This is a genomic window from Labedaea rhizosphaerae (assembly GCF_004362825.1).
GTDB classification, from domain to species: domain Bacteria; phylum Actinomycetota; class Actinomycetes; order Mycobacteriales; family Pseudonocardiaceae; genus Labedaea; species Labedaea rhizosphaerae.
Genome location: NZ_SNXZ01000003.1, coordinates 289,460 through 314,069 on the forward strand (window position 1 = coordinate 289,460; position 24,610 = coordinate 314,069).

A 24,610-nucleotide genomic window follows, 5' to 3' on the forward strand; every position below is an offset into this window, starting at 1 on the left:
TCGGCGAGCGCAGCGCGGCTGAGAGCGGGCGGTGTCAGGGTTTGCGGCGCATGGGGATGTGCGGGATGCCGTCCTCGAGGAATTCGGGGCCGTCGTCGATGTAGCCGAACTTGGCGTAGAAGCCCTGCGCGTAGGTCTGGGCGTCCAGGACCGACTCCGTGTCGCCGATCGCGGCGACGGCGTCGGTCATCAGCATGGCGCCCATGCCGGTGCCACGCGCCGACAGCGACGAGCAGACGCGGCCGATGCGCTTGGTGCCGTCCGGTTCGGACAGGACGCGGAGGTAGCCGATCAGCGCGCCGTCTTCCTCGGCGAGGATGTGGAGGGTTTCCGGCGCCAGGTCACGGCCGTCGATGTCTTGATACGGGCAGTCCTGTTCGACGACGAACACCGCCGCGCGCAAGGCGAGGACCTTGTACAGCGCGGCGGCGTCCAGTTCATTGCCCAGGTAGCGGCGCAGGGTCACCGGACTCATGGCCACTGGATAGCACATGGTCGACGATGTCCTGCGCATACGCCGACACCCGCGTGTAGACGCCCGGCTTGCCCGGCGCCGCACAACCCTCGCCCCAGGACGCGATCCCGGCGAGCCGGCCGTCGATCACGAGCGGTCCGCCCGAGTCGCCCTGGCACGTGTCGATGCCGCCCTGGGGCAGGCCCGCGCACACCATGGCGCCGGCGTTGTAGGCCTTGTACGCCGTCTTGCAATCCTTGTCCGCCATCACCGGAACCGACGCGGCCAGCAGGTACCGCGACTGCTCGCCACCGTCCTTGGTGCGACCCCAGCCGAGGACCGTCGTCTTCGTGCCTTCCTTGTACGGCTCGTCGGTGGCGATCGGGATGGTGCCGTAGCCGAGGTCGGAGCCGAGGGTCAGCACGGCGACGTCGTAGCCCGCCAACGCATTCGTGTACTCCGGGTGCACCCAGATGTCCTTCACCTCGGCCACCGTGCCATCGTCGGACTGCTTGTCCTCGCGGCCGCCGACGACGCGGATGGCGCTCGGCTCCTGGTCGGCGGCGCAGTGCGCGGCGGTGACCACCTTGTCCGGTGCGACGAGCGTGCCGCCGCAGAACTGGAAGCCGTCGGTGGTGGTCAGGTAGACCGCGAACGGGTAGTCGTTGATGCTCACGCGCTCGCCCCCCACGACGTCGGCCGAGGCCCCGGCGGGCGGCCCCGAAGCGGCGGCGAAGGCGGTGGTCAGCGCCAGCGCGCCCAGCAGGATGCGGGCGCGTGGAATGTCCCCCATGGGTGGATTCTCCCTGATAGTGGTGAAATGTCGAGCACGATCCGTGCTCGATGATCTACGTTAGGTCAGCAGAAGCGTCGCGTCTGTCGCTGAATCGGGTGGAGTCGCCGTCAGGCATGCTGGGGGCGTGCGAGCGGTACGCCGGGCAGCGATGGCATTGGTGTGTGCCAGCGCCATGGCGGCGTGCACGATCCCGCAGACGGACCCGGTCGCGTTACCGCAGACCACAACGACACCGGCGGTCCCCACCACCGCCGCGCCGAAGCCGACGACCACCGCGAAGCCGAAGCCCACCACGACGAGCAAGGCGGCGACCAAGGCGCCGGTCAGGCCGGTGTGGACGGTCGGCGCGCACCCGTTGCCGCGCCGGGCCGACGGCTACGGCGAGATCCAGCCGACACCCGCGGTGCTGCGTACGCGTTCGCTGCCGACGACCGACTACTTGCCGCCACCGTCCGACGGCCGGTACCACGCGACCGTGTCCGCGATCCCCGCGAAGGTCCTCACGCGCAGTACGTGGCAGCCGGGCTGCCCGGTCGCCAAGGCCGACCTCCGCTACCTCACGATGTCGTTCCGCGGCTTCGACGGGCGCGTGCACACCGGCGAGATGATCGTGAACGCCGCGGTGGCGACCAAGGTGACCACGGTCTTCGGACAGCTCTTCGACCGGCGGTTCCCGATCGAGGAGATGCGGGTGACCACCAGGGCCGAGTTGAGCGCGCCACCCACGGGCGACGGCAACAACACCGGTTCGTTCGTGTGCCGCCCGATGGTCGGCCAGACGACCTGGTCGGCACACGCGTATGGGCTCGCGGTCGACCTGAATCCGTTCATCAACCCGTACGTCAACGGTGATCTGGTGTTGCCCGAGCTTGCTTCCTCCTATCTGGACCGCTCCTGGGTCCGGCCGGGCATGGTCCGCTCCGGCGACGCCGTGGTGCGCGCGTTCGCCGCGCAAGGGTTTGCGTGGGGTGGGTACTGGACGCGGCCGAAGGACTTGCAGCACTTCACCGCCAATGGGCACTGACCGTCCTCTGTGGACGACCTGACGACCAACTCGCCGTCAGCACCGCGTGCGTAATCGCCGGACGAGTCCGGCCCGGTGCAGCACCGCACCGCCCGCGGTCATTGGCCGTCCTCCTTGGACGAGAACTTGTTGAGCACCTTGTCCGCGACGCCTGAGACCGCTTCGCCGACGGTGCCGAGCACCTTCGCCAAGGGATCGGCCGACGCCGACCACGACTCCTTGTACGAGCGCGCCGCGCCCTTCACGTCCGCCGACCAGGTCGACGTCGGCTCGTCCTCGTCGCGGCGCGGGTAGTCACCGGCCAGGATCGCCCGGTACTCCTCCGACGCCGCCCACTTCTGCAGTTGCGCGGCCCGCACCACGGCCAGCGGGTGGCTCATGTCGGTGACGTACTTGAGCTTGAGCAGGCTGTCGCGGATGTCCTCCACGGACTCGTACTCACGGGCTTGCTGCAGGAACGACGGGATGTCCACTTGGGACGGATCGATCCCGCCGGCCAGCATGAGGTGCACACGCAGGGCCGCGGACGGATCCTGCCCGCAAAGCAACCCCGCACGGTCGCACGAGAGCTCGGCCTTGCGGAACCACTCCAGCAGAGCGGCGATGATCGCCCGGATACCCCAGTAGCCGACCGGGAGCCAGCCCATCGAGTTCTGGATGTTGATCAGCCGTAACAACATCGTGCGGTAGACGGCGTGACCGGACAGCACGTGCCCCATCTCGTGCCCGATGGCGAACCGTAGCCCCTCCTCGTCCAGCGCTTCGACCAACCCGGTGTTGAGCACGATGAACGGTTCGTCCATGCCGATGGTCACCGCGCCGAGGGCCGGGTTGTTCGCCACGAACACCGACGGCACGGTGTCGAGGTCGAGCGTCTCGGCGCAGTCGGTGCGGATCCGGTCCAGCGCCGGGTACTGGCTGGGCCCGACGCGGATCGCCGACGCGAGTGCCATCAGCCGCTCCCCGCGTTCGCTCCACGCCCCGGCCACGGCCTTCAGCACCGCGGGGAAGCCCGGCACGGTGCGCAACGTCGCGAGCGCACCCCGGTCGACCGGGTGCTCGTAGGCCCGGGGGCTGATCTCCGGGAACCGCACCCTTGAGCTGGAACGCCGCACATCTTCGGACACCTGAACCACTCCCCTCGTTCTGCCGCCAGCCTAGGGGCGGATCGGAGCAGGTCAGCCGATCACGACGCGATCTGTGGACAACCCACCGCCTGTGGATAACTCCGGCGAAGGTGCTGGACACTGACCCGCGTGCGTGAAGCTCACCTGACCGCCCCGGACCTGCGCTACCACCGGTCCTTCCTCGGCGCGCTGCGCGAGTACCACGAGGACGAACTGCGCGAGAACCTGCGAGACCCGGCCGATTTCGCGCGGTGGCTCGACGACATGCGCGAAGCCGGGAGCCACGGCACGGCAGCCATCGAACGGGACCGGGTCCGGCACCGGATCCTCTGGTGGGTGCGAGACGACGACTACCTCGGCCGCGTGCGGATCAACCTCGAGCTCAACGACGAGCTCACCGAGTTCGGTGGCCACATCGGCTACGACATCAGGCCGTCGGCACGCGGGCAGGGACATGCCACGGCACTGCTCCGGGAAGCGATCGGTGTCGCCAAGGAACACGGCATCGTGCGCGCCCTGCTCACCTGCGCCCCCGACAACCACGCCTCCCGCCGGGTGATCGAACGCAACGGTGGCGTGCTCCACGACCTCAGCGCCGCCGGACGCCTGCGGTACTGGGTGGGGTAGGCCGAACACCGCACGGCTAACGTTTGGCGGTGACCGATCACCGGATGCCGGCCCTGGTCGCGTTCATCGGCGGGGCCATCGTCGCGCTGTTGTTCGCGGTGCCGTACCTGGCCTGGACCTACCGCAGGCGCGGTGAGTTCGGCTGGGGCCACGCCCTGCTGGCGTTCGTGTTCGTCGTCTACCTCTTCGCGATCTGGACCTACGCGCTGCTCCCGGCGCCGGACACCACCGCGCAGTGGTGCGCCCAGCACGCCACCGGCGATCCGCAGTGGAAACCGTTCCAGTTCATCGACGACATCCGCACCCAGCGCGAGCGCGGCATCACCGCGCTGCTCCACAACCGCGCGCTGCCGCAGGTCGTCTTCAACGTCGCGCTCTTCGTGCCGTTCGGCATGTTCGGCAGGCACCTGTTGCGCCGCGGTCCGGTCACGGTGGTGCTCGGCGGGTTCCTGATGTCGCTCTTCGTCGAGTTCACGCAGTTGACGGGGGTCTTCGGCCTCTTCCGCTGCCCCTATCGGATCTTCGACGTCGACGACCTCATCACCAACACGCTCGGCACGCTGGTCGGCGTCCTGATCGCGCCCCTGCTGCGCCTGTTCCCCGGTCAGCAGACGTCGGCGCCCGCGGGCGTCGCGCGCCCGATCACCGGGCGGCGGCGGATCCTCGGCATGGCGATCGACGTCGCGCTCGTCCTGCTGCTCGGCGCGGCGCTGCAGGTCCTCGCGAACCGCACCGGCAACGAGCTCAAGCCGCTGCTGGCCATCGCCACGCCCGCGGTGGTGGTGCTGCTGCTCGTCCCGCTGCTCGGCAACGGCGCGACCGTCGGCCAGTGGGTGGTGTTGCTGCGACCGGTCGACCCGTTGGGCCGCAAGCCATCCGTGGCACGGGTGATCGTCCGGTGCGTCACCGGGTCCGGCGGGTTCTTCGCGCTCGTCTGCTGGGCCTTGCTGCACGAGAGCAACACCCCGCTGGCCGCGGCCGGTGCGATGCTCGTGGTGAGCGGCCTGGTCGCGTTGTGGCCGAAGGACCACCGCGGGCTCTCCGGACTGCTGTCCGGCCTCGGCTTGGTCGACACGCGGGTGACCGAAGCCGGTACTAGCCTTGCGGCGAAAGATCACCCTGTCGCAGAGGAGCGACGATGAGTCTCGATCGTCCCGTGTCGCCCGACCCCTACGAGCTGCTGCCCGCCGTCGGCTCGTTCACCGTGACCTCCACCGACGTGCAGGACGGCACCAAGCTGGACCTGGCGCAGGTGCACGACAGCGCGGGCGGCGCCAACACCTCCCCACAGCTGAGCTGGAGCGGCTTCCCGGAGGAGACCAAGGCGTTCGTGGTCACCTGCTTCGACCCGGACGCGCCGACCCCGTCGGGGTTCTGGCACTGGACCGTGGTGAACCTGCCGGCCTCGGTCACCGAGCTGCCCACGGGCGCGGGTGCGGGCGACGACTCGCTGCCCGGGGGCGCCTTCCACGTGCGCAACGACTTCGGCAACAACGGCTACGACGGCGCCGCGCCGCCGGAGGGCGACCAGAACCACCGCTACTACTTCGTGGTGCACGCCCTGGACGAGGCGCTGCCCATCGACGGCAGCGCGACGCCGACGTTCGCGTCGTTCAACACGATGTTCCACACGCTGGCCCGGGCGATCATCACCCCCACCTACCAGCACTGACCAATTCCTTACCGATGCCCGCTCCGGCCGCCCGGGGCGGGCATCGGCGTGGTGGTTGGGGTTTGATGAACTCGTGCGGCACTTCGATCTCGTCATCATCGGTACCGGTTCGGGCAACACGATCCCGAACGCGCGGTTCTCCGGCTGGGACATCGCCATCGTCGAGCACGGCAAGTTCGGCGGCACGTGTCTCAACGTCGGCTGCATCCCGACCAAGATGTTCGTGCACACCGCCGACGTCGCCGAGACGCCCGCGAAGTCGTCGCGCCTCGGCGTCGACGAGCAACTGCTCGGCGTGCGGTGGCCGGACATCCGCGACCGCGTGTTCGGCCGGATCGACCCGATCGCCGCGGGCGGGCGCGACTACCGCGAGAACCACCCGGACAACGCCAAGGTCACCATCTACGACCAGGTCGCGAAGTTCGTCGGGCACAAGCAGCTCGACACGGGCACCGGCGAGACCATCACCGCCGACCGGTTCGTGATCGCGGCGGGCGGGCGGCCGATGATCCCGGACATCCCCGGGCTGGCCGAGACCGGCTTCCACACCAGCGACACGGTCATGCGCCTGGAGAAGCTGCCCAAGCGCCTCGCGATCCTCGGCGGCGGGTTCATCGCGGCCGAGTTCGCGCACGTCTTCTCGTCCTTCGGCGTGCGGGTGACGTTGATCAACCGGTCCGGCCGGCTGCTGCGCGGGCACGACTCCGACATCTGCTCGCGGTTCACCGAGCTCGCCACCAAGCGCTGGGACGTCCGTCTCGACACCACGGTCGCACGCGCCGAACGGCAGAACGGCGCCGTCCGCCTGCATCTGGACGACGGCGACGTGGTCGAGGCCGACGAGCTGCTGGTCGCCACCGGCCGCACCCCGAACAGCGACCGGCTGGCCGTCGAAGCCACCGGGGTCGAGGTCGACGAGAACGGCAAGGTCGTCGTCGACGCCTACCAGCGCACGTCGGTCGACGGCATCTACGCGCTGGGCGACATCAGCTCCCCGTACGAGCTCAAGCACGTGGCCAACCACGAAGCCCGGGTCGTGCGGCACAACCTGCTGGACCCCGACCACCCGCTCGAGGTCAACCACCGGTTCGTCCCGCACGCCGTGTTCACCGAGCCGCAGATCGCCACCGTCGGGCTGACCGAAGAGCAGGCCCGCGAGCAGGGGGTGCGGTACGTGACCGCGCACGAGGACTACTCGTCCATCGCCTACGGCTGGGCCATGGAGGACACCACCGGCTTCGCCAAGATCCTCGCCGACCCGGACACCGGGCTCCTGCTCGGCGCGCACATCATCGGCCCGCAGGCGTCCACGCTGATCCAGCCGCTCGTGCAGGCCATGAGCTTCGGCCAGCACGCCCGCACGGTGGCCACCGACCAGTACTGGATCCACCCGGCGCTGCCCGAACTGATCGAGAACGCGCTGCTCAAGCTGCCGCTGACCGCGGGCTGAAGCCACCAGTGGATACTGGTGGGCGCGCAATTTCCCGAGAAGACCCGTGACGGAAGGACTTGCCGTGCCACTCGCCACCACCCGGCGCACCGGGCTCGTCGACCAGGTCATCGAGCAGATGCGCGGCGCCATCACCAACGGGGAGTGGCGGGTCGGCGAGCGCATTCCGACCGAGCCCGAGCTGGTGGCGGCGCTGGGGGTCGGGCGCAACACCGTGCGCGAGGCGGTGCGCGCCCTGTCGCACGCCGGGCTGCTGGACGTGCGCCAGGGCGACGGCACGTTCGTGCGCGCGACGAGCGAGATCTCCGGTGCGGTGCACCGGTTGTGCGGGGCGGAACTGCGTGACGTGCTCGAGGTGCGGCGCAGCCTCGAAATGGAGGGCGCCCGAATGGCGGCATCCCGCCGGACGGACGAGGAGCTCGCCGAACTCGCCACGCTGCTGGCCGAGCGCGACGCGGCCATGACCGCCAAGGACTGGACGCGTGGTGTGGCGGCCGACATCCGCTTCCACCTCGCGGTGGTGCGCTGCGCCCACAACACCCTGCTCACCGAGCTCTACCAGGGGCTCACCGAGGTCATCGGGGCCAGCGTGGCCAGCACGGTCGAGCCGTCGGGCGACATGCAGATCAGCCACGGCGGGCTGCTCGAGGCCATCCGCGACCGCGACCCGGACCGCGCCGTGGCCGAGGCACGCGGCTTCCTCGACGAGTTGATCGCCGGCCTGGCCTAGTCCGCCATCGCACAATAGCCCGTCGTTGTCAATTACGACGTTCGGCCGCTGGGCTCTGGAATTGCTCCGTATTCCTTTGAACGCGGGGTGTCACCAGGTGAATAGTTGGCGTTTCCACGCGCCCGAATGATGTATTGCCAGGCTCCGGCCCTGGGCATACTGTGCTGTCACTGAGCAGCGACGCCGCTCACTCGGATGGCCTAGTCAGCCGATTCTTGTCGTCGGCGAAACAAACGTTAATCGTCACGCGCTGGAATTTTTCCACTCCAGTGCGGGAGAAAGCTGTGCCCGACCGGAGGAACTTGATGAGCCAGGAAACGGTCACGCCGATCGAGAAACTCGCCGAAGACTTCATGCACGACCCGTGGGAGCTCTACGCGCGGTTCCGTGAGGACGGCCCGGCCCGCGAAGTCGTGATGCCACACGGGGTCAAGGTGTGGCTGGTGACCCGCTACGACGATGTGCGCATGCTGCTCGCCGATCCGAGGATCAGCAAGGACGGCCACCGGGTGAACGAGATGTTCGCCAAGCATTCCGGTGCGCCCGCGCCGGAACCAGCCACGGCGGAAACGGCGGAAACCGGCGAAAAGCCGGAAGAACCGGAAGAGCCGAGCGGCGGCGGATTCGACGACGACCTGACCGCGCACATGCTCAACACCGACCCGCCCGTGCACACCCGGTTGCGCAAACTGGTCGGCGCGGCGTTCACCACCCAGCGGGTCGAACGGCTCAAGCCCCGCATCCGCCAAATCGCCGACGAGCTGCTCGCCCGAATGGCCGGACGCGACAAGGTCGAACTGGTCGACGAGTACGCGGCGCCGCTGTCGAGCACCGTGATCGCCGAGCTGATCGGCGTGCCGGAATCGGACCGCACGCCGTTCCGCGACTGGGTGAACACCCTCGTCGGCTCCGGGCACAGCGCCGAAGAGGTGGAGAACGCGTCCGCCCAGGTGATCGCCTACAGCGAGAAGCTGATCGCCATGAAGCGCGAGTCGCCGGGCGAGGACCTGCTGAGCGCGCTCGTGCAGGCCAGCGACGACGGCGACCGGCTGACCAAGGGCGAACTGGTCGCGATGATGTTCATCCTCGTGGTCGCCGGCCACGAGACGACCATGAACATGCTGGGCAACGGGACGTACTCGCTGCTCAAGCACCCCGACCAGCTGCACCTGCTGCTGAGCGAGCCGAGCCTGATGCACGACGCGGTCGAGGAGCTGCTGCGCTACGACGGCGCGGTCAGCCTCGGCACGTTCCGGTTCACCACCGAGGAGATCGCGCTCGACGGCCTGACCATCCCGGCCGGTGAGATCCTGGCGCTGTCGCTCGGTTCGGCCAACCGCGACCCGGCCAAGTTCCCCGACCCGGATCGGCTGGACATCGCCCGCAAGCTCACCGGCAACCTCGCCTTCGGGCACGGTGTCCACCGCTGCGTCGGTGCGCCGCTGGGGCGCGTGCTCGTGGAGATCGGGCTGGACCGGCTGCTGCGGACCTACCCGCGGCTGGAGCTGGCCGGGACGCCGCAGGAACTGGCCTGGAAGAACAGCACCCTCATGCACGGGCTGGTGACGCTCCCCCTGCGGATGAACGACTGAGGGGCTCCCGCGGCGCCCCCGGTGGAACCCCACCCAAGCCGCCGGGGGCGCCGCGGGCGAGCAGCCGCAGCACGGCGTCGGTGTCGAGGTCCTCGGCGACGAGCGCGGCGAGCAGGTCCAGCTGGGCGGCACGGACCTCGGCGAACGCGACCGTGCCGGCGACGGTGAACTGCCGGCCCGCGAGGTCCGCCGCCCAGCGCAACACCTCCTTGCGCACGGCGTCGTTCTCGAGCAGGCCGTGCCAGTGCGTGGCCGCGATCGGGCCGTGGCGCGCACCTTCGTCGCCGTCGTCGGTGGTGATCAACGGGTCGAGCTCCCCACGCCTGGTGACCTGACCGTGGTGGATCTCGTAGCCGGTCGCCGCGTGCCCGAACGCGGTGCCGACCGGGTTGGCCAGTGTCTTGGTCTTGGCGAACGTGATGTCCACGTCGAGCAGGCCGAGGCCGGGCACGGCCCCGGCGCCCGACTCCACCTCGTCGGTGATGGTCCCGGCCAGCATCTGGTAGCCGCCGCAGATGCCGAGCAGGGGCCGGCCCGCTCGCACGTGGGCGTGGATGGCCTCGGCGAGACCGTTCTCCCGCAACCACCTCAGATCGTCCACTGTGGACTTCGAGCCGGGCAGGACGACCAGGTCGGCGTCCTCGACGCGGGACGGGTCGGTGACGAAGCGGACGCTCACGCCCGGTTCGCAGGCGAGCGCTTCCACGTCCGTCGCGTTGGAGATCCTGGGCAGGCGCACGACCGCGACCCGCAGCCACTGCGCCCCGACCGGTGGCGCCGGCCGGCCGATGACGCCGTCGGCCGCGTAGGAGAGCGAATCCTCGGCGTCCAGCCAGAGTTCCTCGCGCCACGGCAGGACGCCGAGCACGGGCCGTCCGGTGAGCGCTCGCAACTGGTCGAGGCCCGGAGCCAGCAGGGAGCGGTCGCCGCGGAACTTGTTGATCACGAATCCGGAGACCAGTGCTTGATCCGCCGCGTCCAGAAGGGCCAGGGTGCCGTAGAGGTGGGCGAAGACGCCGCCGCGGTCGATGTCGCCGACCACCAGGACCGGCAGGTTCGCGGCGCGGGCCAGCCCCATGTTGGCGATGTCGTTCTTGCGCAGGTTGATCTCGGCCGGTGACCCGGCGCCCTCGCAGATGACCGCGTCGTACTCGGCGCGCAGCCCGGCGAGGGTGTCGAGCACGACGTCCATGAGCGCGGTCTTGCGTTCGGCGTAGGAAAGCGCGCTGACCGTGCCCGTGGGTTTGCCCAGGACCACGACCTGCGCGTCGTTGCCCGCGCTGGGTTTGAGCAGCACGGGGTTGAAGCGGACGCTGGGCTCCAGGCCGGCCGCGGCCGCCTGCATCGCCTGTGCGCGGCCGATCTCGCCGCCATCCGGGGTGACGACGGAGTTGTTGGACATGTTCTGGGCCTTGAACGGGGCCACCCGCACCCCGCGTTGCGCCAGCCACCGGCACAGGCCCGCGACCAGGACGCTCTTGCCCGCGTCCGACGACGTCCCGGCGATCAGAAGCGCGCCTGCCACCCGTGTCACCTCTCGCCGACCACACCCTTGGGCTGCCATCATCCCCGTCATGAGTGCGCCCATCACCACGCTCCTGGTGCACAGCCCGTTCCTCGGGCCGTCGAGCCTGCGCCCGCTCGCGGACGCGCTCGCCGGGCTCGGGCACCCCGCGGTGCTGCTCGACCTGCGGCCCAGTGTGGTGGCCCCGCCGGTGCACCAGCGGCTGATCGGCGCGTTCGACGACGCGATCGGGGATGCCCAGCTGGCCGGCCCGGTCGTGCTCGCCGGGCACAGTGCCGCCGGACCGTTGCTGCCCGCCTTCGCCGACGCGCTCGACGACCTCGAGCTCGCGGTCAGCGCGCTGGTGTTCGTCGATGCCGGGCTACCGACGCCCGGCCGCACGTGGCGCGAGACCGTGCCTGCCGCGCTGTACAAGCAGATGCGCGAGCTGGCCCACGAAGGGCAACTGCCCCGCTGGCCGCAGTGGTGGGACCCCGCGGAACTGGCGGCGCTGCTACCCGACGAGGAGCTGCGCGCGGAGATCGTCGACGAGGCACCCGAGGTGCCGTTGGCGTTCCTGAAGGAGCCGCGGCCGGAGGTCCCGTGGCCAGGTCCCGCGGGATACGTGGCGTTGTCGGAGGCCTACGCCAAGGACGCCGACGAGGCGAGCGCGCTCGGCTGGCCGGTGCGGCGCCTGGCGTTGGACCACCTGGCCACCGCCACCGCGCCGGACCCCGTCGCGGTGGCCGTCCTGGAGGTCCTCACCGAACTGCGCTGAATGTCCCATTGAGGACGCTCAGCGCCCCGAATGGGACATTCAGGGCTTCACGGCAAGGTCAGGATCTCCGCGCCGTCGTCGGTGACGACCAGGGTGTGTTCGAACTGGGCGGTCCACTTCTTGTCCTTGGTGGTAACCGTCCAGTTGTCGTCCCAGATGTCGTAGTCGATGGTGCCCAGGGTGATCATGGGCTCGATGGTGAACGTCATGCCGGGCTGGATGACCTCGGTGACGTTGGGCTGGTCGTAGTGCAGGATGACCAGGCCGCTGTGGAACGACCGGCCGATGCCGTGGCCGGTGAAGTCGCGGACCACCCCGTAGCCGAAGCGCTTCGCGTAGGCCTCGATCACCCGGCCGATCACGCTCAGCGAGCGGCCCGGCTTCACCGCCTTGATCGCGCGCATCGTCGCCTCGTGGGTGCGCTCGACCAGCAGCTTGTTCTCCTCGGCCACGTCACCGGCCAGGAACGTCGCGTTGCAGTCGCCGTGGACACCGCCGATGTACGCCGTGACGTCGATGTTGACGATGTCGCCGTCCTCGATCGGCGTCGAGTCGGGGATGCCGTGGCAGATGACCTCGTTCAACGACGTGCAGCACGACTTGGGGAAGCCCCGGTAGCCCAGCGTCGAGGGGTAGGCGCCGTTGTCGATCAGGAACTCGTGCACGACCGCGTCGATGTCGTCCGTCGTCGCGCCCGGCTTCACGGCTTCGCCGCCGGCCTGCAGGGCCTGCGCGGCGATGCGGCTCGCGACGCGCATCGCCTCGATGACCTCCGGCGGCTGCACCCACGGATCGGTGTTGCGTGCCGGCGCCGGCTTGTCGACGTACTCGGGGCGCGGGATGGACGCGGGAACCGGCCGGCGCGGGGTCTGCACACCGGCAGTCAGTGGGGCACGAACGGACATGACCCCCACCGTACTTGGCCGTCCGACCGCGTCGCGGCCGGATGCCGTCAGCCCTTGGCCGCCTTGACGAACAGCGCCGCCGCGTTCGCCGCCTTGCCCGACGTGCCGGAGTCGACCAGGAGCGTGGCGAACGCCATGTCGCCGACATAGCCGACGAACCAGCCGTGCGCGTGCGAGCCGTCGCCGAACTGGGCCGTGCCGGTCTTGCCGTAGGAGTTCGGGATGTCCTTCATCGTCGCGCCGTGGCCGCTGGTGACCACCTCGCGCATCATCGAGCGCATCGCGGCGAGGACCTTGGGATCCACCGGCTGCACCGGCACGTTCTGAGTGGTCCTGGTGTCGCGCACCAGGATCGGCAGCGGCAGCTTGCCCGACTCGACGGTGGCCGCGACCAGGGCCATGCCGAACGGCGAGGCCAGGACCTTGCCCTGGCCGAAGCCGTCCTCGGCGCGTTCGGTCTCGTCGGTCGCGGGCGGCACCGACCCGGTGATCGTCGTCGCGCCCGACATGACGTAGTCGACGCCGAGGCCGAACTTCAACGCCGTGTCGGACAACAGGTTCGGGGGCATCTTCGACGCGAGGTTGGCGAAGGTCGTGTTGCAGGACACGGCGAACGCCTCGTGCAGCGGGATCGTGCCCTTGTCGAACTCGTTGTTGTTCGGGATCTCGCGGGTGCCGATGGTCATCTTGCCGGGGCACGGCTGCTTGCTGTTGGCAGTGGCCATGCCGCTGCCCAGCGCCGCGCTGCCAGTGATGATCTTGAACGTGGAACCCGGCGGGTAGCGGCCGGACAGCGCCGGGAGCCCGTCCTTGTCGGCCTTGGTGTTCTGCGCGACGGCCAGCACCTCACCGGTGGAGGGCTGAATGGCGACGATCATGCCCTTCTGCGGCTGCTTGGCCAGAGCCGCCTCGGCCGCCTTCTGGTACTTGGTGCTGATCGTCAGCGTCATCGCCTGCGCGGGCTGCACAGGCTTGCTGAACAGCTCCTGCACCTCCGTGCCGGTGCTGTTGTTGATGGTGACGCGCCAGCCGGCCTGCCCGGTCAGTTGCTTGTCGACGAGCGCGCGGATCTGGCCCAGCAGCACCGGCGCGAGCTTCTTGTCCACGGCCAGCAGCCGGGTCGAGGAGGGGAACACCACCCCCGGCAGGTCGTAGATGCGTGACTTGACCGACTTGTAGTCGTTGTCCCGCAACGAGATCACCTGGTAGTGGCCGCCGGACTTCTTCACTCCATCCACAATGGACTTCTGGGTGATGGTCTTGTCGAACCGCTTGAGCACGCTGGCCAGACCGCCGGCCACCTTGTTCAGGTCACCCGCGGCCTTGCCGTCCACCACCACCGACACCACGCGCATCGGCTCGATCAACACCTTGCCGTCGCGGTCGAGCACCGGGGCCGCCTCGGGCTGCTCGTCGTGCAACGTGATCGTCTGCTGCGCGCCGAGCTGCGGGTGCAGCACGGTCGGCGCCCAGTGCACCTGCCACGCGTCGCCGTTCTTGGCCAGGTCGAAGTGGCCGTCGTAGGTCCACAGGCGGCCGCTGCCGAGGTCCCAGGTGACGGTGAACGTCGCCGAGGCCGACGAGCCGCCGTCGGCCGTGTCCACCTGGCCGAGCTTCGTGGTGATCTTGGCCGGTTTCAGGCTGGCCCGGACCGAATCCATCAGCCTGCGTGCCGAATCGCCGCCGTCGGTCAGCTTCGCCGCGCCCGCGTCGTCACCGGCGGCGAACGTGGTCAGGAACTTGTTCGCGGCATCCTGGGCGCCGGAATCGTCGGAGAACAGCCCGCAACCCGCGAGCGGCAGAACCAGGGCGACAGCGACAAGACCGCGGGTGAGACGCACCGCGCGAGTATGCCCGACCTCAGAACAGCACCGTTGCGTACTTGCCGACCTGGGTGAAGCCCACGCGGTCGTACACGGCGCGCGCCACGGCGTTGTAACCGTTGACGTAGAGGCTCGCCGTGCGGCCCATGCCGCTCACCAGCCGCTCGACCACGGCAGCCGTCCCGGTGGCACCCAGCCCCTGCCCGCGCCGGTCCGGGTGCACCCACACGCCCTGGATCTGGCCGACGGTGGTGGAAAGCGAGCCGACCTCGGCCTTGAACACCACCTCGCCGCGGTCGAAGCGTGCGAACGCCCGTCCACTGGCGATCAGTTCGGCCACCCGCGCCCGGTACCCGGCACCGCCGTCGCCGGTGCGCGGGTCGATGCCGACCTCTTCGATGAACATGGCCACCGCGGCCGGCAGGTAGCGGTCGAGCTCTTCCGGGCGGACCTGGCGCACGTGCGGGTCGGGCCGGACGAGCGGCGGCTTGCCCGCGGCCATCAGCGGCTGGTCCTCGCGCACCTCGCGGGCCGGGCCCCAGTCGCCGCGCAGTTCCTCCCACAGGCCGAGCACCTGCTCGGCCGGGCCGACCAGCGACGAGCAGGACCGGCGCTTGCGCAGCGCGCGGTCGGCGAACGAACGCAGTGCGGCTCGCCCACCCGTCAACGGGATGAGGTTCGGTCCGGCGAAGCACAGGGCGTCCAGACGGGCCCAGCGGCCCGGCCGTTCGTCGTAGCCCCAGAGCTCACCACCGAGCCGCCAGGGGTCGACCCCCGCGGCCTCAACGCGTGCGGCGACCATGCAGGACGCGACAGGGTCGGCGGCGAGGACAGCCGCCACCGCCTGACGATCCCGATCATCGAGCAGCCGCGCTCCGGCAAGGCGCAACACATGCACAGCGTGCCAGATTACGGCCACGCAGCGCCAAATGCGATGCGGTCAGGAGACGGTAACGGTTGGCTTCGCCGTGCCATTCGTGCCATTCGTGCCGTCGGCGTCGACCGGCTCGCCCATCTCCTCGGCGATGCGCATCGCCTCTTCGATCAGGGTCTCGACGATCTGCGCCTCGGGGACGGTCTTGACGACCTGGCCCTTGACGAAGATCTGGCCCTTGCCGTTGCCCGACGCCACACCCAGGTCGGCCTCGCGGGCCTCGCCGGGGCCGTTGACGACGCAGCCCATCACGGCCACGCGCAGCGGCACGGTGAGCCCGTCCAGACCGGCGGTGACCTCGTCGGCGAGCTTGTAGACGTCGACCTGGGCGCGCCCGCAGGACGGGCAGGAGACGATCTCGAGCTTGCGCGGGCGCAGGTTCAGCGACTGCAGGATCTGCGCGCCGACCTTGACCTCTTCGACCGGCGGCGCGGACAGCGACACGCGGATCGTGTCGCCGATGCCCTGCCGGAGCAGGGCGCCGAAGGCGACGGCGGACTTGATCGTGCCCTGGAACGCCGGGCCGGCCTCGGTCACGCCGAGGTGCAGCGGGTAGTCGCACTGCTCGGCGAGCAGTTCGTAGGCGCGGATCATCACGACCGGGTCGTTGTGCTTGACCGAGATCTTGAGGTCGTGGAAGTCGTGCTCGGCGAACAGCGACGCCTCCCACAGCGCCGACTCGGCCAGCGCCTCCGGGGTGGCCTTGCCGTACTTCTCCAGCAGGCGCTTGTCCAGCGAGCCGGCGTTGACCCCGATCCGGATCGGCGTGCCGTGGTCCTTCGCGGCCTGCGCGATCTCTTTGACCTGGTCGTCGAACTTGCGGATGTTGCCCGGGTTCACGCGCACCGCGGCGCAGCCGGCCTCGATCGCGGCGAAGACGTACTTGGGCTGGAAGTGGATGTCGGCGATCACCGGGATCTGCGACTTGCGGGCGATCGCGGGCAGCGCCTCGGCGTCGTCGGCCGACGGGCACGCGACGCGCACGATGTCGCAGCCGGCCGCGGTCAGCTCCGCGATCTGCTGCAGGGTCGCGTTCACGTCCGAGGTCAGCGTCGTCGTCATCGACTGCACCGAGATCGGGTGATCGCTGCCGACGCCGACCGGGCCGACCATCAGCTGGCGGGTCTTGCGCCTGGGCGCAAGGACCGGCGGGGGCGTGGCGGGCATACCGAGCAGGACGCCATCACTCATGGCGCCAACGCTACCCGCCGAAGCCATCCCCTTCGCGGGTGACCCGTGCTCAGTGTGACCAGGATCAAGACGGTTGCCCACATTCGTGTGAAGTTCATACAGAACCAGTGACGGTCCGTAGCCGGGCCGCCGGACGGTCTGACCATCAGTTTCCACATCGCATTGACGATAAACACCGTGGGGCTCAGCAGGCATCCTCAGCAGTCGGGCCGGAGAGCATGCGCTAAATCCGCCTCACAGATCGTAGCAATGAAGAGTGCAAGGGCATTACAATTTGTAACAGAAATTAGTTTCGATTGATCGTGCAGACATCACCTCGGCTAGTCCTGTACGGTGAAAGTGCTGTCACATCTTGAAGAAGCGGCCCGCAGGTGAGAACCTGAGTGAATGTTTCGACGACTTATAGTTGCACTTTTTTGCTTAACGCTACTGGCCGGGGCCCCAGCTGAAATCGCGTTAGCCAGCCCTGCGAGTACGCAGACGTTGTACGACACCTGGGCAGACATTAAATGCAAGTCCCCTGGAGACAGTTATGGACCATACATTATCTATAAGACCTGGGCGGTCGAATACCCTCGAAGCACGGCCATCGATATCAGGCTAGCGATCTATAGAGATGGCAACTTTTGGAAGGCCAGCAACACGACCCTGAATACAAGCTCGACCGGCAGTTGGAGCAGTTCGACGTACACTGATCACACAGGGTGGTCATACAACAGATACGAGGTGGTTGTCACAGTGCTACGTCACTCCGACGGCAGGCAGCTCGGCAACGGCGACGCCGCATGCCTCATGAACCCACCGGCTTGACCTGATGAGCGCCTTCGTATTCAATCCCGCGGCCGATCCGACAAGGAAGTGGGTCCGAAATCTACATAAGGCGCCAAGCGCGGATCCGGTTGTCATCGATGCCGAGATATTGATACGAAGCCTTCCCAAACCGGGGGAAGCCACTGTGAAGGTGCTCGCGCGGCACGACAAGCCATGTAATGAGCAAGATCTAGCCGATGAGCTTGGTGGCACAACCGCTCACGAAGTTCAGCACGCCTTGTTTCGCGCCAATCAGTTCGCTGAAGCATTTGGATATGTGCCGCTGATTCAACGGGACAAAGACGGCTACCATCTCAACCCAGAAGCGCGACTGGTGGTGGCGGCTACCGAAGAAGTGTGAGTAATGATCCTACTTTCCGGTCCGGCTGGCATGGTAGAACCTACTGTGGTAGTCGGATCGGGTTCACGATGTCCGCCGTGACCGTGAGCAGCACAACCGCGCCGCCCAGGAAGACGACGACCATCGTTATCGTGGTCAGCTTCGTGTAGTCGACCGGACCGCCCGCGGGCAGGCCGCGCAGCTTGCGCAACCAGTTGCGGACCTTCTCGTACAACGTGATCGCGATGTGCCCGCCGTCCAGCGGCAGCAGCGGCAGCAGGTTGAACAGGCCCATGAAGAAGTTCAGGCTGGCCAGGAGCAGCAGGAACAGCGACCAGATCCCCGCTTCGACCGCCTCGCCGCCGATGCGGCTGGCGCCGACCACGCTGACCGGACGCTCGGGGTCGTTGGTCTCGCCACCGATCGCGCGCACCACCGCGGGGATCTTCTTCGGGAAGTTGATCAAGCCTTGCCACGTTCGGACCAGCATGTCACCCGTAAATGTGGCGGTGCCGCCGATGCCGCTCACGACGCCGTAGTGGAACGTCGGCGTGCTCTTCACGCCGATCGCGCCCACCTCGGCCAGCTTGTTGCCGTCCGCCCCGTACTTGGCGTCCGAGGTGACCCGCTGCACGGTCGCGACGTTGACCTGCAGGGTCAGCTGCTGGCCGTCCCGGTCGACCACGAACGGGACCGTGCCGCGCAGGTCCTGCGTGGTGGTGACCACGTCGGTCCACGCGGGGGTCGGCTTGCCGTTGACCGAGACGATCGTGTCGCCGGGCTTCATGCCCGCCTGCGCGGCGGGCGACGGATCGGCTGCGGTGCAGGGCGAGTAGTCGAAGTACTTCGGGTTCTGGCTGGCCGCGGCGCAGTCGGTGCCGCTGATGGTGGGTTTGCCGGTGAGGTTCGGCAGCCCCATGGTCACGGCCATCAAGTACAGGATGATCAGGCCGAGGATGAACTGGGTGACGATGCCCGCCACCATCACCACGACCCGCTTCCACGCGGGGAACCGGTACATCGCGCGCGGCAGCTCTTCCGGCGTGACCTCGTCCATGGCGGTCATGCCGACGATGTCGCAGAACCCGCCGAGCGGGATGGCCTTGAGGCCGTACTCGGTCTCACCGCGCTTGAACGACCAGATCTTCGGCCCGAAGCCGATGAAGTAGCGCCGCACCTTCATGCCGAAGGCCTTGGCGGCGAACATGTGGCCCGCCTCGTGCAACGCCACCGACAAGCAGATGCCGATCGCGAACAGCACGACCCCGAAGATGTAGGCGACCACGTCAGTCCTTTCCCGCCACGACCAGGTACTCGTGCGCTTTCGCCCGTGCCCACCGCTCGGCTTCGAGCACCTCGGCGACGCTGCCCGGGGCGGTCCGCCATTCGTCCGCCGCTTCGAGCACCTGCGCAACAGTGTCCACGATGTCGGTAAAGGTGGTGTTCGAAGCGACGAACGAGGCCAGCGCCTCCTCGTTGGCGGCGTTGTAGATCGCCGGCAGGCACCCGCCGACCGACCCGGCGTGCCGCGCCAGCTCGACGGCCGGGAACGTCTCGTTGTCCACCGGTTCGAAGGTCCAGGCCGACGGGGTGTTCCAGCGGCACGCGGCGGCGGCGCCGGGCACGCGGTGGGGCCAGTTCATGGCCAGGGCGATCGGCAGCCGCATGTCCGGCGGGCTCGCCTGGGCCAGCGTCGAGCCGTCGACGAAGGTGACCATCGAGTGCACGATCGACTGCGGGTGCACGACGACGTCGATGCGGTCGTACGGCGTGCCGTAGAGCAGGTGCGCCTCGATCAGCTCGAGCCCCTTGTTGACCAGGGTCGCCGAGTTGATCGTGATGACGTTGCCCATGTCCCAGTTGGGGTGCGCGAGCGCCTGCGCGACGGTGACACCGGCCAGTTCGGCTCGCTTCCGCCCGCGGAACGGGCCGCCGGACGCGGTCAGCACGAGCCGGTCGACCTCGTCGGCGCGGCCGCCGCGCAGGCACTGCGCCATCGCGGAGTGCTCGGAGTCGACGGCGATCAACTGGCCGGGCTTGGCGGCGTCGAGCACGAGCGCGCCCCCGGCGATCAGCGACTCCTTGTTGGCCAGGGCCAGCAAGGCGCCGGTCTGCAGGGCACGCAGGGTAGGCGCAAGCCCGACCGAGCCGGTGATGCCGTTGAGCACCATGTCGACCGGGACGTTGTCGATCAGCTCGAGCACCGCGTCCGGGCCGGTGTAGAGGCGCGGCAGGCGGAACTCGCCGCGGTCGTATCCGGCCTTCTGGGCTTGGGCGTAGAGCGCGAGCTGCACGTCCTCGGCGGCGGTCGCCTTGGCGATGGCGATCGCGTCCACGCCGAACTCGAGCGCCTGCGCGGCGATCGTCGCGGGGTCGGAACCGCCCGCCGCGAGCCCTTTGACGCGGAACTTGTCGGGGTTGGCACGCACCACGTCGAGTGCCTGGACCCCGATCGAGCCGGTCGAGCCGAGCAGCAGCAGGGAGCGTTGCGAGCTGTCGTGTGTCATCACCCGCATTCTTCCAGCCCGTGCTGTCGGCGTTCGCGCGCTGTGACACCATGGGCGCCGCAGGATCGGTGTTGCGTTCAGGAGGAGTCCGTGGCGAGCTCGGAGATCGAGAAGCGCAAGGCGAACGTGCCTGCCGTGGACCCGGAGGAAGAGCCGTCGGTCGACTGGGGCTGGCACGGTTCGTTCCCCAAGGCCACCGCCGGCGCCGGCATCTTCGTCGGCCTCGTCATGTTCGCGTTCCTGATCGGCAACCACCGCGGGCACACCGAGAACGCCTACCTGATCCTCATCGGCGTGCTCCTGCTGCTCGGCGTCGGCTGGTTCATCCACCGCCGCCGCACCTCCTGGCGCCGATAGCGCCCGCGCCCCGTGCGGAACGCGGGCGGCCTGCACACCAGCCGTCTGCTGTTACCCCTCGACACAGCAGCGCACTTGTGAGTGAACACCCGGATGGGCCGCTCGAGCGCTGATGTCCAGCTTCTGACCTGACCTTGACCAGGCCACGCCCAATAGTGAGCAGTCCCAACCCGGTCTAGCTCTCGGTACGGCTAACCTTCGTCCTCGGCAGGCCAGGACGACGGCGGACGACCTTCCGGTGGCGCTGGCGCGGTCGTGAGCGGTACCGCCGCGACGACCCTCGCTTCGTTGACGTCGCCGCCACCGTTCTCCGTCGTGCCGTCATCTGCGTCGGGCGGGGTCCACTGTGGTGGCTCCGGCGCCAGCAGGTCGAACCTCTCTTGCAGGCGATCAGCTTCCTCGACCTTGCCCGCCGCTCGCATGTACCGAACGAGACGATCGACGAAGGGAGTCCGCGCGTCGCTGTCCGGTGTCAGGCCGATGATGTCCATCAGGCGTTCTGTCGCACCGACCACGTCTTCGGCCGCTGCCGGAGCGTGGTTCCCGTTGACACCGTTCGACTGCGACAGCAGGAATCCCTCGTTCTTCGCTGCCGCTGCCAACTCGGCGAGCGCCTGCATGTCATCCACGGTCCGGCGGACGTTGTCATCCTGCTTGATCAGCCACCAGACCACCGCTGAACCCGCATCGTGGAACACGTTCTCGTGGTAGTAGCGGCGCTTGTCCTCCGTGTGGCTGCGCTCGTACTGCCAAACCTCGGAATCCTTGCGGGTGTCCGAGAACGACGCCAACCGAGCGGCGTCCTTGGCGTCCAACTTGAGGCTGACGTCCGCCGCTGACACCTCCACCACGCCTGCCGGATCCTGGTGGAACTCGCCGAGCTGATCGGCGAGGCGGTAGCGCACCACCGGCCAATCCTCAGGCCGTTCACGAGCAACGATGGGGAGCGCGCGCTCAACCAGCGCTGCCATCGCTTTGGCAGGCAGATTCGCTCTTGGCGCCGTCGCCGCACGCGGACCTGGACGCCACCACACGGTGGCGGAGAAGAGAAAGTCATAGTCGGGAGTAGCGCTTGGCAGCTGGGTTTCTGGCAGCGGGCACTGCTCGAAGTGCGCTGGTTGCTCAAGGGGCAGCGGGGGCGGCGCCTCGGGACGTCGTGCGGCAGCGAGATCGCGGTACAGCCCCTGCTCGCGGGCCGCCCGTACCGCGAGCATGTTGTGCAGCATGACCAGCGCGCCCACGAGCGCCGCACCAGGCAGGATCCACAGCCATCCCGGCCAGCCGAACAGCGCGCCAAGCAAGATCGTCAACGCGAAGGCGCAGACGGTCACCAATGTCAGCTGTGCCCGCTCCGACGATGTCATCAGACCGTCCCTCCCCTGATACATGGTCACCAACTGATGCCTTGCGCGTGGTCGACGATGTCGGTCAGCACTCTCGCCAACCGGACGCGGGCGGCTTGATCGGCGCCCGACTTCGCCCAGGTCATGGCCAGCCGGTACACCTCACCCACGCGCCCTGCTGCCACGGCCGCCTCGGCCGGGATGCTGAGCAATGCCGCTGGGTCTGCCGCTTCCCCACCAGCCCCCAGCCACTCGCACAAGGTCTCTTGCCACGGCACGTCAGACCTGGACATCGCATCGGACCAGCCGTTGGTCACGGCGCGCCGCAGGTCCTGATCGGTCAACCGGTCCTCGGTGAGCCGGGCAGGCGCCGCAGCCTCGAAGAACAACAGGAACTCTGCACGCCACCGCGAGCCGGCCGGGTGGTAGCGCAACCGGTCGAACAAGTGGCGCAGCAGCCGGTCGTCGCTTTCGGTCAGCGCCAGCAGTTGCGCAGTTGCCACTGGGTCAAGCTCTTGCCGCGCGCGCTTGGCCAGGCGGTGCAACCGAACAAGAGCCTGTTCTGGGCGGGTGGGCGCCAGCACCTCTATGCACAGTTTGGTGAGCACGGCCGCAAACCGGTCGCTCAATGACCGGACCGCCGCCCAGTCGTAGAGCAGGCGACGAAACTGCGGGCCCCAACGCTCGTTCAGCAGGCCGGTCTGCAGCAGCCGGTACAGCTGGCGGGACAGGTCGCGGCCGGGCGTGCGCAACCAGTGTTGCGCGAGCACCACGAGGTCTTCGGGCCGATCGACTCGAAGGCATTGCTCGGCTACCCGCTCAACGACGTCATCACGCTCCACTGCGCTCAGCTCCGGCAACACGGCCATGCGCTCTGCCCAGTCCCGCAGGGCGAAGCGCATGTCGATCCGGTTGTCCCAGAAATAGCGGATCACGGCGGTGCTGTAGCCCAGTTTGGTGAACCAGACCTGACCGGTGGGTTCGACCGTGGCGCCGAGCTGCCGCAGTTGCACCGGCACAGGTTCACGCTCCAACACAGGCGTTTCGTCCGGCGGGTGCTCCGCCAACTCCACCAGGATCTCCGTCGCCCGGTGGACCGCGGGTAGCCGCGAACCCTCCAGCATGGCGGCGGCGAACAACAGCGCTCGGCGCCGCCCATCCGGACTATCTGAGATCGCCGCTTCGACCTCCGCGGCCCGGTCTCCTGATGCCTCGACCGCGGCCTTGAGCCGTCCGCCGAGGGTCACGTCCCGCGCCGTGCTCACCAGCTCGGCCAGGCCCTCGATGTCTCGCATGGACGCCGTGCGGAGAAACTCCTCCAGCCCGGCAACGCTCGGCCAATCCCCCGTGAGCCAGGTGATGCCGTTGGCGACCAGGTGGCGGCGCAACACGAACAACGGATCAGGCCTGCCGAGCTCGACCCGGAACTGCCGCAAGTGCACGTCGAGCTGGTCGCGAACCCCGTGGCGCTCGACGATCACAAGCTTGGCGCCCACGTCCCGCACCGTCGCACGGAACGCCGACAACACCCGCTGGATCTGCCGGTACCCCTCAATGTCGACCGCGGTGAGGTCGAGCAACAGAAGATCGCCCTTGGCGACCGATGCGTTGTCCAAGGAGACAGGCCCACTGTCAGTCGACAGCTCCTGGAAGCGATGTGCCCGGTCGGCGTGGGCCCTCAGCAGCATGGTGGCCGCCGTGCGCCTGCCGGTCCCGGGCACGCCGTCCACTACGACGATGTCGTGCTCGGTCAGCATGGCCAGCGCCGTGGTGTGACCTGGCGGGGGTTCGAACCGGCGGAACAGCCAAGCGAGGTCACCGACGTGCATGTGCCGAGACGCTCGCCGCGGCGATGACTCGCTCACGGCGTAGAAGTGGTAATTGAACTGATCGCCGGCCAGGGCCGGTTCCGGCGGGCGAATGTCTTCTTCGATCACTGCCGGTCGCCCCGGGTGACCATCCCTGCCACGGTTCCCCCGCCGTTGTTGTGCACGGGCCCGAAGAAGTTGGCGCCGATGGTCCCCGAATTCTCGACTGAGATGGCTTGCCCGGTGTCGGTCGTCTCGTCCGGAGCCTCCCGGTCGACAAGCCCCGGGATGAGAGCCAACAGATCGGCCACGATCCGATCGATCGAGGCGTCGACCTCACGAGCGCGGTATGTCCTGTACTGCAGCAGAGCCAGCCGCGCCAGCGGCGCAGGCAGGTCCTCGGCCCGCAAAGGTTGGGCCGCTCGCTCGTCGATCACCGGGATGACGTGCACGCCGTGCTGAAAAGCCAGCACGAGCTCCCTGTGAATCCAATCGTTGCCGTCGAAAATCTTCGGCTTGCCGTTGTCATCGGAGTCGGTCAGCCAGTCCGGCCCGATCACACACAACAGGACCGTGCTGCTCCAGACACCCTTGTCCAGCACTTCCGCGAACTCCGCCCCTGCAGGGATCGCGTTGTGGTCCAGGAAGACGTGCTCATCGCCGAATCGAGCACGCAGCTTCTGATCCAGGATCGTTGCAAGGTGGTGACCATCGCCGGTGCGGTAGTTGATGAAGATTTCGGGCATGCCGAGCGGGCCCCTTCCGGCGGCGACGAGGTTTGATCTCCCCCAGTGAACACCTCGGCGGCGGCTCTCAGGCGCTTTGTCCTGCTTCTGAC

At 68.4% G+C, this 24,610-nt stretch carries 23 protein-coding genes; 10 read left to right on the forward strand and 13 right to left on the reverse strand.

Annotated features, from left to right (window positions below):
* Positions 1 to 34: 34 nt before the first annotated feature.
* Complete coding sequence (locus EV186_RS18345; RefSeq protein ID WP_243754131.1) at positions 35 to 475, reverse strand: GNAT family N-acetyltransferase; 441 nt, start codon at positions 473 to 475, stop codon at positions 35 to 37.
* Positions 438 to 1,247, reverse strand: a complete 810-nt coding sequence (locus tag EV186_RS18350; protein ID WP_133850549.1) for a S1 family peptidase — start codon at positions 1,245 to 1,247, stop codon at positions 438 to 440. Before EV186_RS18350 ends, EV186_RS18345 begins: the two co-directional genes overlap by 38 nt.
* 127 nt (positions 1,248 to 1,374) lie before the next feature.
* Here EV186_RS18350 and EV186_RS18355 point away from each other — a divergent pair, with 127 nt between their 5' ends.
* On the forward strand, positions 1,375 to 2,274 hold the full coding sequence (locus tag EV186_RS18355; RefSeq protein WP_341815145.1) for a M15 family metallopeptidase: 900 nt from the start codon (positions 1,375 to 1,377) through the stop codon (positions 2,272 to 2,274).
* Between the two features lie 98 nt (positions 2,275 to 2,372).
* Here the strand turns inward: EV186_RS18355 and EV186_RS18360 are convergent, their stop codons facing one another.
* Positions 2,373 to 3,401, reverse strand: coding sequence for a M48 family metallopeptidase (locus EV186_RS18360; RefSeq protein ID WP_133850550.1), 1,029 nt, complete (start codon positions 3,399 to 3,401; stop codon positions 2,373 to 2,375).
* A gap of 129 nt (positions 3,402 to 3,530) precedes the next feature.
* Between EV186_RS18360 and EV186_RS18365 the strand changes: the two genes are divergently transcribed.
* The 6 genes from EV186_RS18365 to EV186_RS18390 all read left to right on the forward strand — a co-directional run bounded on the left by EV186_RS18365 (position 3,531) and on the right by EV186_RS18390 (position 9,472).
* Complete coding sequence (locus tag EV186_RS18365; protein ID WP_208115674.1) at positions 3,531 to 4,028, forward strand: GNAT family N-acetyltransferase; 498 nt, start codon at positions 3,531 to 3,533, stop codon at positions 4,026 to 4,028.
* 29 nt (positions 4,029 to 4,057) lie between these two features.
* Entirely contained in the window at positions 4,058 to 5,170 is a 1,113-nt protein-coding gene (locus EV186_RS18370; protein ID WP_133850551.1) for a VanZ family protein, read from the forward strand.
* The gene (locus EV186_RS18375; protein WP_133850552.1) at positions 5,167 to 5,700 is read left to right on the forward strand and encodes a YbhB/YbcL family Raf kinase inhibitor-like protein; all 534 of its coding nucleotides are present in this window, start codon (positions 5,167 to 5,169) and stop codon (positions 5,698 to 5,700) included. Before EV186_RS18370 ends, EV186_RS18375 begins: the two co-directional genes overlap by 4 nt.
* A 73-nt stretch (positions 5,701 to 5,773) precedes the next feature.
* Entirely contained in the window at positions 5,774 to 7,150 is a 1,377-nt protein-coding gene (locus EV186_RS18380) for a mycothione reductase (RefSeq protein WP_133850553.1), read from the forward strand.
* Between the two features lie 64 nt (positions 7,151 to 7,214).
* Positions 7,215 to 7,880, forward strand: coding sequence for a FadR/GntR family transcriptional regulator (locus EV186_RS18385; RefSeq protein WP_133850554.1), 666 nt, complete (start codon positions 7,215 to 7,217; stop codon positions 7,878 to 7,880).
* 305 nt (positions 7,881 to 8,185) lie between these two features.
* Positions 8,186 to 9,472 (forward strand): cytochrome P450 family protein, encoded by a 1,287-nt coding sequence (locus EV186_RS18390; RefSeq protein ID WP_133850555.1) that lies wholly within the window; start codon positions 8,186 to 8,188, stop codon positions 9,470 to 9,472.
* Here EV186_RS18390 and EV186_RS18395 read toward each other — a convergent pair.
* Entirely contained in the window at positions 9,429 to 10,997 is a 1,569-nt protein-coding gene (locus EV186_RS18395; RefSeq protein ID WP_243754132.1) for a cobyric acid synthase, read from the reverse strand. The genes EV186_RS18390 and EV186_RS18395 overlap by 44 nt on opposite strands.
* Before the next feature lie 49 nt (positions 10,998 to 11,046).
* Here EV186_RS18395 and EV186_RS18400 point away from each other — a divergent pair, with 49 nt between their 5' ends.
* The gene (locus tag EV186_RS18400) at positions 11,047 to 11,754 is read left to right on the forward strand and encodes a hypothetical protein (protein WP_133850556.1); all 708 of its coding nucleotides are present in this window, start codon (positions 11,047 to 11,049) and stop codon (positions 11,752 to 11,754) included.
* Between the two features lie 47 nt (positions 11,755 to 11,801).
* Here the strand turns inward: EV186_RS18400 and map are convergent, their stop codons facing one another.
* The 4 genes from map to ispG are packed head-to-tail and all read right to left on the reverse strand — an operon-like array spanning position 11,802 to position 16,583.
* A complete protein-coding gene (map, locus tag EV186_RS18405) occupies positions 11,802 to 12,659 on the reverse strand; it encodes a type I methionyl aminopeptidase (RefSeq protein WP_133850557.1) in 858 nt (285 codons plus the stop codon).
* Between the two features lie 47 nt (positions 12,660 to 12,706).
* Positions 12,707 to 14,500 carry a penicillin-binding transpeptidase domain-containing protein gene (locus EV186_RS18410; RefSeq protein WP_133850558.1) on the reverse strand — a complete coding sequence of 598 codons (1,794 nt, stop codon included), beginning with the start codon at positions 14,498 to 14,500 and terminating at the stop codon, positions 12,707 to 12,709.
* A gap of 19 nt (positions 14,501 to 14,519) precedes the next feature.
* On the reverse strand, positions 14,520 to 15,374 hold the full coding sequence (locus tag EV186_RS18415; RefSeq protein WP_133850559.1) for a GNAT family N-acetyltransferase: 855 nt from the start codon (positions 15,372 to 15,374) through the stop codon (positions 14,520 to 14,522).
* Between the two features lie 48 nt (positions 15,375 to 15,422).
* A complete protein-coding gene (ispG, locus tag EV186_RS18420) occupies positions 15,423 to 16,583 on the reverse strand; it encodes a flavodoxin-dependent (E)-4-hydroxy-3-methylbut-2-enyl-diphosphate synthase (protein ID WP_133851336.1) in 1,161 nt (386 codons plus the stop codon).
* A gap of 838 nt (positions 16,584 to 17,421) precedes the next feature.
* On the opposite strand from ispG, the gene EV186_RS18425 reads away from it, so the two are divergent.
* On the forward strand, positions 17,422 to 17,778 hold the full coding sequence (locus tag EV186_RS18425; RefSeq protein WP_133850560.1) for a hypothetical protein: 357 nt from the start codon (positions 17,422 to 17,424) through the stop codon (positions 17,776 to 17,778).
* A gap of 40 nt (positions 17,779 to 17,818) precedes the next feature.
* Here EV186_RS18425 and EV186_RS18430 read toward each other — a convergent pair whose 3' ends face one another.
* The gene (locus EV186_RS18430; RefSeq protein ID WP_133850561.1) at positions 17,819 to 19,042 is read right to left on the reverse strand and encodes a M50 family metallopeptidase; all 1,224 of its coding nucleotides are present in this window, start codon (positions 19,040 to 19,042) and stop codon (positions 17,819 to 17,821) included.
* A gap of 1 nt (position 19,043) precedes the next feature.
* Complete coding sequence (gene dxr / locus EV186_RS18435; protein ID WP_243754133.1) at positions 19,044 to 20,264, reverse strand: 1-deoxy-D-xylulose-5-phosphate reductoisomerase; 1,221 nt, start codon at positions 20,262 to 20,264, stop codon at positions 19,044 to 19,046.
* A gap of 90 nt (positions 20,265 to 20,354) precedes the next feature.
* Between dxr and EV186_RS18440 the strand changes: the two genes are divergently transcribed.
* Positions 20,355 to 20,621, forward strand: a complete 267-nt coding sequence (locus EV186_RS18440; RefSeq protein ID WP_133850563.1) for a DUF2631 domain-containing protein — start codon at positions 20,355 to 20,357, stop codon at positions 20,619 to 20,621.
* Between the two features lie 191 nt (positions 20,622 to 20,812).
* Here the strand turns inward: EV186_RS18440 and EV186_RS18445 are convergent, their stop codons facing one another.
* The 3 genes from EV186_RS18445 to EV186_RS18455 form a co-directional block, all read right to left on the reverse strand.
* On the reverse strand, positions 20,813 to 21,985 hold the full coding sequence (locus tag EV186_RS18445) for a hypothetical protein (protein ID WP_133850564.1): 1,173 nt from the start codon (positions 21,983 to 21,985) through the stop codon (positions 20,813 to 20,815).
* 26 nt (positions 21,986 to 22,011) lie between these two features.
* Positions 22,012 to 23,793: a hypothetical protein gene (locus EV186_RS18450; RefSeq protein WP_133850565.1), complete on the reverse strand. Its 1,782-nt coding sequence runs from the start codon at positions 23,791 to 23,793 to the stop codon at positions 22,012 to 22,014.
* Between the two features lie 104 nt (positions 23,794 to 23,897).
* Entirely contained in the window at positions 23,898 to 24,518 is a 621-nt protein-coding gene (locus EV186_RS18455) for a toll/interleukin-1 receptor domain-containing protein (protein WP_133850566.1), read from the reverse strand.
* Positions 24,519 to 24,610: the final 92 nt, after the last annotated feature.